Annotated in this window: 11 protein-coding genes; 9 read left to right on the forward strand and 2 right to left on the reverse strand. The window is 65.1% G+C overall.

Annotated elements, in window-relative coordinates:
* The first annotated feature begins 85 nt into the window (after nucleotides 1-85).
* The 3 genes from acnA (at nucleotide 86) to Q9K01_RS11065 (ending at nucleotide 4066) form a co-directional block, all read left to right on the forward strand.
* Nucleotides 86-2761 carry an aconitate hydratase AcnA gene (acnA, locus tag Q9K01_RS11050; protein ID WP_305930304.1) on the forward strand — a complete coding sequence of 892 codons (2676 nt, stop codon included), beginning with the start codon at nucleotides 86-88 and terminating at the stop codon, nucleotides 2759-2761.
* 108 nt (nucleotides 2762-2869) lie between these two features.
* Entirely contained in the window at nucleotides 2870-3673 is an 804-nt protein-coding gene (locus Q9K01_RS11060) for a hypothetical protein (RefSeq protein ID WP_422785309.1), read from the forward strand.
* Between the two features lie 141 nt (nucleotides 3674-3814).
* Nucleotides 3815-4066, forward strand: coding sequence for a hypothetical protein (locus tag Q9K01_RS11065; protein ID WP_305930305.1), 252 nt, complete (start codon nucleotides 3815-3817; stop codon nucleotides 4064-4066).
* Nucleotides 4067-4151: 85 nt separating this feature from the next.
* Here Q9K01_RS11065 and ruvB read toward each other — a convergent pair whose 3' ends face one another.
* Nucleotides 4152-5183 (reverse strand): Holliday junction branch migration DNA helicase RuvB, encoded by a 1032-nt coding sequence (gene ruvB, locus Q9K01_RS11070; RefSeq protein WP_305930306.1) that lies wholly within the window; start codon nucleotides 5181-5183, stop codon nucleotides 4152-4154.
* 130 nt (nucleotides 5184-5313) lie between these two features.
* Here ruvB and Q9K01_RS11075 point away from each other — a divergent pair, with 130 nt between their 5' ends.
* A complete protein-coding gene (locus tag Q9K01_RS11075; protein ID WP_305930307.1) occupies nucleotides 5314-5649 on the forward strand; it encodes a GIY-YIG nuclease family protein in 336 nt (111 codons plus the stop codon).
* Nucleotides 5650-5690: 41 nt separating this feature from the next.
* On the opposite strand, the gene ruvA is transcribed toward Q9K01_RS11075, so the two are convergent.
* Nucleotides 5691-6293, reverse strand: a complete 603-nt coding sequence (gene ruvA / locus Q9K01_RS11080) for a Holliday junction branch migration protein RuvA (protein ID WP_305930308.1) — start codon at nucleotides 6291-6293, stop codon at nucleotides 5691-5693.
* Nucleotides 6294-6563: 270 nt separating this feature from the next.
* On the opposite strand from ruvA, the gene aroC reads away from it, so the two are divergent.
* The 5 genes from aroC to katG all read left to right on the forward strand — a co-directional run bounded on the left by aroC (nucleotide 6564) and on the right by katG (nucleotide 13351).
* The gene (aroC, locus tag Q9K01_RS11085; protein WP_305930309.1) at nucleotides 6564-7634 is read left to right on the forward strand and encodes a chorismate synthase; all 1071 of its coding nucleotides are present in this window, start codon (nucleotides 6564-6566) and stop codon (nucleotides 7632-7634) included.
* A gap of 58 nt (nucleotides 7635-7692) precedes the next feature.
* Nucleotides 7693-8364 (forward strand): hypothetical protein, encoded by a 672-nt coding sequence (locus Q9K01_RS11090; protein ID WP_305930310.1) that lies wholly within the window; start codon nucleotides 7693-7695, stop codon nucleotides 8362-8364.
* Between the two features lie 216 nt (nucleotides 8365-8580).
* Entirely contained in the window at nucleotides 8581-9147 is a 567-nt protein-coding gene (gene ahpC, locus Q9K01_RS11095) for an alkyl hydroperoxide reductase subunit C (protein ID WP_305930311.1), read from the forward strand.
* 186 nt (nucleotides 9148-9333) lie between these two features.
* Nucleotides 9334-10923 carry an alkyl hydroperoxide reductase subunit F gene (gene ahpF / locus Q9K01_RS11100; RefSeq protein ID WP_305930312.1) on the forward strand — a complete coding sequence of 530 codons (1590 nt, stop codon included), beginning with the start codon at nucleotides 9334-9336 and terminating at the stop codon, nucleotides 10921-10923.
* 205 nt (nucleotides 10924-11128) lie between these two features.
* Entirely contained in the window at nucleotides 11129-13351 is a 2223-nt protein-coding gene (katG, locus tag Q9K01_RS11105; protein WP_305930313.1) for a catalase/peroxidase HPI, read from the forward strand.
* The last annotated feature ends 16 nt before the right edge of the window (nucleotides 13352-13367 follow it).

Here is a 13367-nt window from a genome sequence, read left to right on the forward strand (position 1 = left end):
CGCGTTCGGCGCAGGTGCGCGGCACAGATCGCCGCGCCGGCCATTGGTTGGATGAAGGCCCCAGATAAGAAGGATTGACGCACGCATGACCCAGGTCGGCCAAGACACGCTCAAAACCCGCTCCACCCTGACCGTGAAGGGGAAGGAATACGCCTATTATTCCCTCGCCAAGGCGGCCGAAACGATCGGCGACGTGTCGAAGCTGCCGTTCAGCCTCAAGGTCCTGCTCGAGAACATGCTGCGTTTCGAGGATGGCGGCTTCACCGTCTCCACCGGCGACGCGCAGGCGATCGCCGACTGGCAGAAGGATCCCACCACCGGCAAGGAAATCCAGTACCGCCCGGCGCGCGTGCTGCTGCAGGATTTCACCGGTGTTCCCTGCGTGGTCGATCTGGCCGCGATGCGCGATGCGATCGGCAAGCTGGGCGGCGACACCGCCAAGATCAATCCGCAGGTCCCCGTGAACCTCGTGATCGATCACTCGGTCATGGTCGATGAATTCGGCCACCCCAAGGCCTTCGAGCAGAACGTCGAACTCGAATACGCCCGCAATGCCGAGCGTTACGACTTTCTCAAATGGGGTTCCAAGAGCTTCAAGAACTTCTCCGCCGTGCCTCCGGGCACCGGCATCTGCCACCAGGTCAATCTGGAATATATCGGCAAGGGCGTGTGGTCGACCCAGGACCCCGATGGCCAGGCGGTCGCCTATCCCGACACCTGCGTCGGCACCGACAGCCACACCACGATGATCAACGGGTTGGGCGTGCTCGGCTGGGGCGTCGGCGGGATCGAGGCCGAAGCCGCCATGCTCGGCCAGCCGATCTCGATGCTGATCCCGCAGGTCGTCGGCTTCAAGCTGACCGGCGCGATCGCCGAGGGCGTCACCGCGACCGATCTGGTGCTCACCTGCGTCCAGATGCTGCGCGAGCGCGGCGTGGTCGGCAGCTTCGTCGAATTCTACGGCCCCGGCGTCTCCACGCTCAGCCTCGCCGACCGCGCGACGATCGCCAATATGGCGCCCGAATACGGCGCCACCTGCGGCTTCTTCGGCATCGACGACAAGACGCTGGAATACATGCGCCTGACCGGCCGCGACGAGGATGCGCTCGAACTGGTCGAAGCCTATGCCAAAGAACAGGGCATGTGGTTCACACCCGACAACGAGCCGGTGTTCAGCGATACGCTCGAGCTCGACATCAGCAAGGTCGTTCCCTCGCTCGCCGGGCCCAAGCGTCCGCAGGACCGGGTGGCGCTGCCGCAGGTGGACGAGCTGTTCAACACCGATCTCAGGACGATCTACAAGAAGGACAGCCCGCACCGCGTCGCGGTCGAGGGCAAGGAGCACGACATCGGCGATGGCGACGTGGTCATCGCCGCGATCACCAGCTGCACCAACACCTCCAACCCCGATGTGATGATCGCCGCCGGTCTGGTCGCGCAGAAGGCCAATGCCCGCGGTCTCAAGCCCAAGCCCTGGGTCAAGACCTCGCTCGCGCCGGGTTCGCAGGTGGTCACCGACTATCTGGTCAAATCGGGCCTGCAGACCGATCTCGATGCGCTGGGCTTCGATCTGGTCGGCTATGGCTGCACCACCTGCATCGGCAATTCGGGCCCGCTGGCCCCGCCGATCAGCCAGGCGATCAACGGCAACGACATCGTCGCCGCCAGCGTCCTTTCGGGCAATCGCAATTTCGAAGGCCGCGTCTCGCCCGACGTGCGCGCCAATTTCCTCGCCTCGCCGCCGCTGGTGGTCGCCTATTCGCTGCTCGGTACGGTGACGCAGGATATCACCGAGACCCCGATCGGGCAGGACCGGGACGGCAAGGACGTGATGCTGGCCGATCTGTGGCCGAGCAATCAGGAAATCGCCGACCACCGCGCCGCCAACATCGACCGCGAGATGTTCGCGCGCCGCTATGCCAACGTCTACGAAGGCGATGCGCACTGGCAAGGGATCAAGGTCGAGGCGTCGGACACCTATCGCTGGAACCCGACCAGCACCTATGTCGCCAGCCCGCCCTATTTCGACGGGATGGAGATGGAACCGGCGCCGATCACCGACATCACCGATGCCAAGCTGCTGGCGATCCTGGGCGATTCGACCACGACCGATCACATCAGCCCGGCCGGTTCGATCAAGGAAGACAGCCCAGCGGGCGAATATCTGAACAGCCATCAGGTCGCCAAGGCGGACTTCAATTCCTACGGCAGCCGCCGCGGCAATCACGAGGTGATGATGCGCGGCACCTTCGCCAATATCCGCATCCGCAACGAGATGGTTCCGGGTGTCGAGGGTGGCTACACCACCTTCGAGGGCGAGCAGATGCCGATCTACGACGCGGCGATGAAGCACAAGGAAAACGGCACCCCGCTGGTGGTCGTCGCCGGCAAGGAATACGGCACCGGCTCGAGCCGCGACTGGGCCGCCAAGGGCACGATCCTGCTGGGCGTGCGCGCGGTCATCGTCGAGAGCTTCGAGCGCATCCACCGTTCCAACCTGATCGGCATGGGCGTGCTGCCGCTGCAGTTCACCGATGGCGAGACGCGCCAGAGCCTGGGGCTGGGTCCGGACGACACCTTCTCGATCAAGGGACTGGCCGATCTTTCGCCGAGCCAGGAGGTCGAGGTCGAGGTGACCCACGCCGACGGCACGGTGAAGAGCTTCACCACCAAGTGCCGGATCGATACCGCCAACGAGATGGAATATTACCGCCACGGCGGCATTCTCCACTACGTGCTGCGCAAGCTCGCCACCGACTGAGGCACCCGGCGAACGGTTGCCGGCTGGGCAAAGAAAGGGCGGCTCCCCGTTTCGGGGAGCCGCCCTTTTCTTATGGGCTCTGCCGGAGTTCGCGCTCAGGCGGTCCGCTTGCCGGCGAACAGCTGGGCCAGCTTGCGGCGGCGCAGCACCGCTGCGGCGGCGAGGCCGAACAGCGCCATCATCGGCGGCGCGGGCACGTCGGTGCCGCTGGTCGAGCCCGATGTGCTCGAGCTCGTGGAACTGGAACTGCTCGTGCTGGAAGAGCTCGAGGTGCTGGAACTCGACGAGGTCGAACTCGAAGTCGAGGAACTCGTGCTCGAAGTGATGTTCCCCGAGGTCGAGGTGCTGGTCGAGACGTCGCCCGAGGTCGAAGTCGAAGTGCTGGACGAGACGTCGCCCGAGCTGCTGCTCGAGACATCGCCCGACGAGCTGGAGGTGGTGGTGCTGCTGACCGCACCGGTCGAGGTGCTAACGGCACCGGTCGAACTGCTCACCGATCCGGTCGAGGTGCTGACTGCGCCCGTGCTGGTCGATGTGCTCACCGCTCCGGTGCTGGTCGAAACCCCGCCGGTGGTGGTCGAAGTCGACGAACCGCCGCTCGAGTTCTCGTTCGAATTGTCGATGTCGACGATGATGTCGCCATCGAACCCGCTGGTCGATGTCGTGGTGGTGGTGGTCGTCGAGCCGGGCGTCCCGCTGGTGGTATCGCCGCTCGTGGTGTTGACCACGACGCTGGTGCTGCCGCCACTGCCACCGCCGAAGAAGCCGCCGAAGAAACCGCCTCCGCCGCCGAAGCCGCTACCGAAGCCGCCTCCGCCCGAGGGAATCGAGCGCGCCGCTCCGCCGCCGCCGGACAAGGGCCGCGCTTCGGGAAGCGGCGGAACCGGAACCGGAGCCAGCGCGGTGCGATAGACCGGCGGGCAGATATTCGCGCTCGCATTGGCGGCCTCGGGAGAGGTCGCCGGGATGCATTCGACCGGCCGTGCGATCGTCCGGGCGCGGACCGGTGCGCGCTGCGGCACCGTGCGCTGCGCCACCGGGCGCGGGGTCGCCTTGATCATCTTGACCTGCCGCGGCTCGGCCTTGGCGGATTTGAAGGACGGGCTGTCGGTGATCGGCTTTTCGGCGACATGCACCGCGCCGCCCGCCAGAAGCGCGCCACCCGCAGCGGTGGCCGACAGTTTTGCGAGAGCTGCTTTTACCGACATCGTTCAAATTCCTGTTTCGACCGGCACTCCGGCCAAGAGGGTCTCTACACCGAAAAAACCTTTGTGCAGATTCGTTTACTATCCGCGTCATCGCTAAAAAGTAAACTTCGGGCCTGAAAGCGAGCGGTTTGGCGGGCTTGTCCCGCAGCGGGACCCGGTTACGGGTAAACCTTACCGCGCTTTCAACGCTCTTCGTCGAACAGGTTCGACTGGACTGCTGGTCCCGGCGGCGCGAGACCGAGATGGCGCCAGCCGCCCTCGTTGAGGCAGCGTCCGCGCGCGGTACGGGCGATCAGCCCGAGCTGGATGAGATAGGGCTCGATCACCTCCTCGACCGTATCGCGCGGCTCGGAAAGCCCCGCCGCGAGCGTCTCGACCCCCACCGGACCGCCCGCATAGGTGGTGGCGATCATGGCGAGATAGCGCCGATCCATCGCGTCGAGCCCGAGCGAATCGACCTCCAGCCGCGTCAGTGCGGCATCGGCCACCTGCGCGGTGACCGTGGCATCGCCCGCCACATGGGCGAAATCGCGCACCCGGCGCATCAACCGCCCGGCAACGCGCGGGGTGCCGCGGCTGCGCCGGGCGATCTCGCGTGCGCCGCCCTCGTCGATCGGCAGTTCGAGCAGCCCGGCGCCGCGGCTGACCACCTTGAGCAGTTCGTCCTCGGTATAGAAGGTGAGCCGCACGGGGATGCCGAACCGGTCGCGCAAGGGCGTGGTCAGCAGCCCCTGCCGCGTGGTCGCGCCGACCAGCGTGAAGGGCGGCAGGTCGATCCGCACGCTGCGCGCCGAGGGCCCCTCGCCGATGATGATGTCGAGCGCGCGGTCCTCCATCGCGGGGTAGAGGATTTCCTCGACCACGGGGTTGAGCCGGTGGATCTCGTCGATGAACAGCACGTCGTGCGGTTCGAGATTGGTCAGCAGCGCGGCGAGATCGCCCGCCCTGGCGATCACCGGCCCGGAAGTGGAGCGAAAGCCGACGCCCAGTTCTTTCGCCACGATCTGCGCTAGCGTGGTCTTGCCCAGCCCCGGCGGGCCGAAGAACAGCACATGATCCATCGCCTCGCCGCGCGCCTTGGCCGCCTCGATGAACACCCGCAGATTCTCGCGCGCAGCCCGCTGGCCGACGAATTCGGCGAGCGACTTCGGGCGAAGCGCCGCGTCGGGGTCGTCCGGCTGGCGGGCGGGGGAGAGGTCGGGACTAGTGGCCACGGTGCGGTCCCTGCGGCGGGTTGGACCCTGAATCAAGTTCAGGGTGACGGGCGTAGAAAACCGTCCGTTTCCAATCCATTTCGTCATGCTGAACTTGTTTCAGCATCCATCGCTCGGCAATCTGCGATCCATGAAATCCGAGCGCCAGCCATGCGTCTACATTCTGGCGAGCAAACCGCGCGGCACGCTCTACATCGGGGTCACGTCCGACCTGATCAAACGCCTCTATCAGCACCGCGAAGGGATTACCGGAGGATTCACTAGCGAATACCAAGTCCACCGGCTCGTCCGCTACGAGATGTTCGGCGACATGGAGCAGGCAATCCTGCGCGAAAAGCAGATCAAGCGCTGGCACCGCCAATGGAAGATCGGCCTGATCGAGAGCGAGAACCCCGACTGGCACGATCTCGCTGTGGGTCTCGGCTTCGACCCGCTTGCTCCGAGTGGGTGGCACGATGGACCCTGAAACGAGTTCAGGGTGACGGGTGGGGATGGCGGCGCAAACCATCACCCCGCCGCCCGCTTCAGCGCCACGCGGATCAACTCGCCCTCGCTCGCGCCCTCGCCCAGCTCGCTCTGCGCGCGCGCGACCGCCTGCGCGGCTACGGCGGGTTTGAAGCCCAGGTTCTGCAGCGCCGAGACCGCGTCGGCGCTGGCTCCGCCCGCCGGCATCACCGCAGACGCGCCGCTCTCGCCGCCGCCGGGCAGTGCGCCGGCCTTGTCCTTCAATTCGTTGACGATCCGCGCCGCCAGCTTGGGGCCCACGCCTTGCGCGCGCGCCAGCGTCGCGGCGTCGATGCGCGCGCAGGCGTCGCGCAGTTCGTTCGGGCCGAGCGCGGAGAGGATCGCCAGCGCCACCTTGCTGCCCACGCCCTGCACCCCGGTCAGCAGCCGGAACCAGTCGCGCTCGCCCGCTTGCGCAAACCCGAGCAGCCGCATGTCGTTCTCGCTCACCTGCAGATCGGTGAACAGCGTGCAGGCCTCGCCCTTGGCACCCAGCGCGGCCAGCGTCTTGGACGAGCAATGGACCAGATAGCCCACGCCCCCGACATCGATCACCGCCCAGTCGGTGCCGGTTTCGTCGAGCAGGCCCTTGAGCTTGGCAATCATGATTTGTTCTTGGCGCAAGCGCACGGCTTTGGCCAGTCGCATAGGCGCTTTGTCCGCAAAGGTCGCGCTGGTTTGGTTTCACACAAAGACACCAAGATGTCGGTCATGCGGCGAAGCCGCCTTGCGATCGCATCCGTTCCGCTGAGCGATGGATTCAGGATGAGTGCGGCTGCGCCGCCGGTACGACATCTTCGTGTCTTCGTGTGAACCAAAAATTCCTTCGCTCGCCACCGTTGGACACGACAATGGACTTGGGCCAGAACCCGGCGGATGAGCTGGAACACATTCGGACGCGTCTTGCGCTTCACCACCTGGGGCGAGAGCCACGGACCCGCGATCGGCGCGGTGGTCGACGGCTGCCCGCCGGGGCTGGAACTGGCGGAGAGCGACATCCAGCCGTTTCTCAATGCACGCAAGCCCGGGCAGTCCAGATACACCACCCAGCGGCGCGAGGCGGACGCAGTGCGGATCCTCTCGGGGGTGTTCGAGGGCCGCACCACCGGCACGCCGATATCGCTGCTGATCGAGAACACCGATCAGCGCTCGAAGGATTACTCCGAGATCGCGAACAGCTATCGGCCCGGTCACGCCGACTACGCCTACGACGCGAAATACGGCTTTCGCGACTATCGCGGCGGCGGGCGCAGTTCGGCGCGCGAAACCGCGATGCGGGTGGCGGCGGGCGCGGTGGCGCGGCTGGTTATGCCCGAGGTGGCGATCACGGCCTATGTCGCGGAAATCGGCGGGGACCGGATCGACCCGGCGGAGTTCGACGCTGGCGAAATCGCGCGCAATCCGTTCTGGTGCCCCGATGCAGGCGCCGCGAAACGCTGGAAGGTGCTGGTGGACGATGCGCGCAAGGTCGGCTCCTCGCTGGGCGCGGTGGTCGAGTGCGTCGCAACCGGTGTGCCCGCCGGCTGGGGCGCGCCGATCTATGCCAAGCTCGACGCCGACCTTGCGGGAGCCATGATGAGCATCAACGCGGTCAAGGGGGTCGAGATCGGCGACGGCTTCGACGCCGCGCGGCTGACCGGCGAGCAAAACGCCGATGCCATGCGCCCGGGCGAGGATGGCTCGCCCGAGTTCGCCGCCAATCACGCAGGCGGCATCGCGGGGGGCATTTCCACCGGTCAGCCGGTGACCTGCCGCGTCGCCTTCAAGCCGACCAGTTCGATCCTCACGCCCGTAGCCAGCGTCGATCGGCAGGGAGAGGCGGTCGAGGTCAGCACCAAGGGGCGCCACGACCCCTGCGTGGGAATCCGCGGCACGCCCGTGGTCGAGGCGATGATGGCGCTGGTGCTGGCCGATCACAAACTGCTGCACTGCGCGCAATGCGGGTAACGGCCGGTCGGCTGACGACCCAATTGCAGGTGTTCGCAGACCATGCTGCCGCCTTCCCATGAAACATCTTTTGACGTTCCTTTCGGTGGGGCTAGTCGCCAGTTCCTGTTCCGACCCGCGAGCGGGCAATCCCGATCCTGATCCCGGCACGGCAATCGCCCTGTGCTTGAACGAGAAGCTGACCGATCAGAAGTCGGAACATACCCGCATCAGGTATGTCTCGCACGATCATGGTCGGATGCGTAGCTACGTTTTCGACGTATTCTCGGGCGACTTCTACCCAGCCGAGATCGATCCGCCCGTGCCGATCACAAACATGGTGGTCGCTGCGGAGCTATCCCCTGAGTACTTTGAAGCACTCCAGGAAGATCCGCCGAAAAACCGAGAGGATTACGAGCCGCTGCGGGAGCGCTTCGAAGCGGTTGATGACCTCCGAATGTCGGACATGACCAGGCGTGGCGCACTCACTTTCTTGGAGGCTGATCTGGCCGTCATAGAAGCTCGCGCAACGAGTATCCTTCCACGGCAGCCCTATCTCGTGCGCGACGGCAAATGGGTATACAAGATCATCAGCGATGGCCCGCCCGATGAAAACCTTCGCTTGAAAGTACGGAAGATTCTCATGGGAATTGATCAGCACGCCACCTCATGCAAGCCCGGCAAAAGGGCCGGGACAAATTCTCGTGCGATGGAAGCTAAACTGGGGCCTGCCTCGTCGTTGTCTGACTAGCGTCCGCTTCCAACGCCATTGGCAGACCTGAAAACCAACTCGGCACCCCGCCCGATTGCATAAAACGCAACGAAATCGGTGATCTGTTGCACTTTCCGAAAGTTCCACATCGCTGATTGAAAATTCCGATGTTAGCAATCGCACAATATCGCTTTTGTGCGTCGCAGCAGCGCCTATCTGACAGCCATCGGTTTCACCCCAAACTTGGAGATTCTCATGGGTATCATCGGCAGCCAGATCAAACCGTTCAAAGCCAACGCCTTCCAGGCCGGCAAGGACTTTTTCGAAGTCACGCAGGACGATATCGCGGGCAAGTGGGCGGTGTTCTTCTTCTATCCCGCCGACTTCACCTTCGTCTGCCCGACCGAGCTCGAAGACCTCGGCGAGCATTACGACATGCTCCAGAAGATGGGCGTCGAAGTCTACGGCGTCTCGACCGACACGCATTTCGCGCACAAGGCCTGGCACGACACCAGCGAGCGCATCGGCAAGCTCAAGTTCGCCTTCCTCGGCGACCAGCTTCACACGCTGTCGAAGAATTTCGACGTGCTGCGTGAAGACATGGGCCTTGCGGACCGTGCGACCTTCGTCATCGATCCCGATGGCGTGATCCAGATCATGGAACAGACCTGCGAAGGCGTCGGCCGCAATGCCAACGAACTTACCCGCAAGATCAAGGCCGCGCAGTATGTGCGCAACAATCCGGGCCAGGTCTGCCCCGCGGCGTGGGAAGAAGGCAGCGACACGCTGGCTCCCTCGCTCGACCTCGTCGGCAAGATCTGATCTTTTCGATCTGAAACGATACCGCGGCCGCCGTTTCGATGGCGGCCGCGAAGCGCCCGGGCCTCGCCCGGGCTGCTGGAAGGCCCGGGGCGACCCTCCCCCCCTCCCGTCCCGGGCCTTTTGCCTTTCCCTTTTCGGCTTTCGCCAACCGCCTCAAGCCAACAGCCCAAGCCAACAGGATGTGACATGCTCGACGCCAATCTGACCCAGCAGCTGACGACCTATCTTGCCAATCTGCGCGAGCCGATCGAACTGGTCGCCTCGCTTGGCGAGGACGCGAAATCGCGCCAGACGCGCGAACTGCTCGAGGAGATCGCAGCGCTGCACGGTGATGTGAGCGCGAGCTTCGACGGCACCGACGATCGCAAGCCGAGCTTCGTGATCCGCCGCGCCAGCGATGCGACCAAATGGGTCCGCTTCGCCGGCATTCCCACCGGCCACGAATTCACCTCGCTGGTGCTGGCGCTGCTGTGGGCCGGCGGCCACCCGCCCAAGGTCGATGCCGATCTGATCGAGCAGGTGCGCGCGCTCGAGGGCGACTACAATTTCGAGATGTATTTCTCGCTCTCGTGCCACAACTGCCCCGACGTGGTGCAGGCACTGACGCTGATGGCGCTGGAGAACCCGCGCATCACCGCCACACTGATCGAGGGCGGCACCTTCCAGGACGAGGTCGAGGAACGCGGCGTGATGGCGGTCCCTGCAACCTTCCTCAACGGGACAAGTTTCTACAACGGCAAGATGGAACTGGCCGAGATCCTCGCCAGGCTCGACAAGGGCAGCGGCGCCAAGGCGGCCGAGAAACTGTCAGCCAAGGATCCGTTCGAGGTGCTGATCGTCGGCGGCGGGCCTGCGGGCGCTTCCTCGGCGATTTACACCGCGCGCAAGGGTTTTCGCACCGGGATCGCCGCGGAGCGCTTCGGCGGCCAGTTGCACGATACGCTCGGGATCGAGAACCTGCCGGGCACGCCCTATACCGAAGGACCCAAGCTGGCCGGCCAGTTGGAAACGCATGTCGGCGAGTACGAGATCGACCTGATGAACCTCGCCACTGCCAACAAGCTGGTGCCGGCGAAGGAAAAGGGCGGCCTGCACCGGCTCGAGCTCGGCAACGGCGCCACGCTCAGCGCGCGCAGCCTGATCATCTCCACGGGCGCGCGCTGGCGCAATCTGGGCGTCCCGGGCGAGGCCGAATACCGCAACAAGGGCGTCGCCTATTGCCCGCATTGCGACGGGCCGCTGTTCAAGGGCAAGCGCATCGCGGTGATCGGCGGCGGCAATTCGGGCGTCGAGGCGGCGATCGATCTGGCCAAGATCGTCGGCCATGTGACGCTGGTCGAGTTCGACAGCAAGCTGCGCGCCGACGAGGTGCTGCAGGCGATATTGCGCAGTCTGGACAATGTCGAGATCATCACCTCGGGCCAGACCACCGAGATCACCGGCGACGGCAGCCGCGTCAACGGAATGGTGGTCAAGGATCGCAATTCGGGCGACGAGCGGAGCATCGAGCTCGCCGGCGTCTTCGTCCAGATCGGGCTGGTCCCCAACACCGAATGGCTGAAAGACAGCGGGCTCGAACTCTCCAGGCATGGCGAGATCGTGATCGACGAGGAAGGCCGCACCAATCTGCCCGGCGTGTTCGCTGCGGGCGATGTCACCACCGTGCCCTACAAGCAGATCGTGGTGGCGATGGGCGAAGGCTCCAAGGCCGGGCTCTCCGCCTTCGACTATCTGATCCGCAACGAGCCGGTGGAAGAGGTGGCGCAGGCCGCCTGACCCGATCCGGCAAACCAGGCTTCAGGCGCCGTCATCCCTTCGGATGGCGGCGCTTCTCGTATGTCAGGCTCGGCTTGCCGCACAATCGTTTCAAGCAATCAATTCGACGCATTTAATCGATTGGACGGATGATCGACGAAGGATCATTCTCGCCTTGTAGCTCGGGCAAAGCCTGAGTCGATTGATCCAATCAGAGGAGAGAGCCATGGACGCGAAGACAGGTGATATCAGCGGCGGATGCCCCTTCAACGGCGACGGCGGCGTACGCGCCCTGCTCGGTCGGACCAACCGCGACTGGTGGCCCGACGCGCTGCAGCTGGAAATCCTCTCGCGGGGCGGGACCTCGCCCGATCCCATGGGCGACGATTTCGATTATGCCGAGGCGTTCAACCTGCTCGACTACGATGCGGTCAAGCGCGACCTGACCGCGCTGATGACCGACAGCCAACCGTGGTGGCCGGCCGATTACGGGCATTACGGCCCGTTCTTCATCCGCATGGCCTGGCACGCGGCGGGCACCTATCGCACCGGCGACGGACGCGGCGGCGCCTCGAGCGGGCAGCAGCGCTTCGCCCCGCTCAACTCCTGGCCCGACAACGGCAATCTCGACAAGGCACGCCGCCTGCTGTGGCCGATCAAGCAGAAATACGGCAAGCATCTGAGCTGGGCCGATCTGTTCGTGCTGACCGGCAATGTCGCCATCGAATCGATGGGCGGCCCGGTGTTCGGCTTCGGCGGCGGCCGCAAGGATGTCTACGAGCCCGAAACGGACGTTTATTGGGGCTCCGAAGAGCAATGGGTCAATGAGGGTGTACCCACGCGCATCCTGCCGGACGAAGGCAAGGCGCTCGAATCTCCGCTGGCGGCGATCCAGATGGGCCTGATCTACGTCAATCCCGAAGGTCCGGGCGGCGATCCGCACGACGCGGAAGGCATGGCGCGCGACATGAAGGAAACCTTCGCGCGCATGGCGATGAACGACGAGGAGACCGTCGCGCTGACCGCCGGCGGCCACGCTTTCGGCAAGTGCCACGGCGCGGTTCCGCCCGACCAGCTGTCGGGCGCACCCGAAGGCGAAGGTCTGCATCTGATGGGCTTCGGCTGGGCGACCGATCCCGACCAGATCGGCGAAGGGCACATCACCACCTCGGGGCTCGAGGGCGCCTGGACCCCCAACCCCACGCAATGGGGCGGCGATTATTTCCGGCTGTTGTTCAAATACGAATACGAGCTGGTGACGAGCCCGGCGGGCGCCAAGCAGTGGCAGCCCATCGATCCGGACCCGGAGGACATGGCGCCCGATGCGCGCGATCCGTCCAAGAAGGTCCCGACCATGATGACCACCGCCGACATGGCGTTGAAGCGCGACCCGGATTACCGCAAGATCTCCGAGCGCTTCCGCGACGATCAGGCGGCGCTGGACGATGCCTTCGCCCGCGCCTGGTTCAAGCTGACCCATCGCGACATGGGCCCCAAGGCCCGCTACCTCGGCCCGGCCGTGCCCGCAGAGGATCTGATCTGGCAGGATCCGGTTCCCGCGGGCTCCACCCCTTCGGACAGCGACGTCTCGGCGTTCAAGTCCAAGGTGCTCGCCAGCGGGCTGAGCGTGGCCGAACTGGTCAAGGCGGCCTGGGCATCGGCCTCCACCTATCGTCAGAGCGATCACCGCGGCGGCGCAAACGGCGCGCGCGTCCGGCTCGCTCCGCAGAAGGACTGGAAGGTCAACGATCCCGCCGAGCTGGCGAAAGTCCTTGGCAAGCTCGACGAACTGCGCGGCTCGCTGTCGATGGCCGATGCGATCGTGCTGGCGGGTGCCGCAGCGGTCGAGAAGGCGGCGAAGGATGGCGGCTTCGAGATCAGCGTGCCGGTCACGACCGGCCGCGGCGATGCCGGTGAGGAGCATACCGATGCCGAGAGCTTCGAACCGATGGAGCCGTTTGCCGATGGCTTCCGCAACTATCTCAAGACCAAGGCACCGGTGAAGACCGAGGACCTGCTGATCGACCGGGCGAGCCTGCTCGGCCTGTCGATCCCCGAGATGACCGTGCTGGTCGGCGGGATGCGCGCGCTGGGTGCGGTGAGCACCCATGCCAAGCATGGCAATTCGATCGGCGTGCTGACCGACCGGCCCGGCACGCTCAGCAACGACTTCTTCGTCAACCTGCTGCACATGGGCACATCGTGGGAAGTGGTCGACGAGAGCGGCGACGAGGAGTTCATCGGCAGGTGCCGCCTCAAGGGCGAGGAGAAGTGGCGCGCCACGCGCACCGATCTGGTGTTCGGCTCCAATTCGCAGCTGCGGTCGGTCGCCGAAGTCTATGCCGAGAACGGCCACGAGCAGAAGTTCGTCACCGATTTCGTCAAGGCCTGGACCAAGGTTATGGACGCCGATCGCTTCGATCTGCGCTGCGCCAAATACCACCAGTGATCGGCAGGCGTTCGGG

The organism is Qipengyuania benthica (assembly GCF_030717865.1).
Lineage (GTDB): Bacteria > Pseudomonadota > Alphaproteobacteria > Sphingomonadales > Sphingomonadaceae > Qipengyuania > Qipengyuania benthica.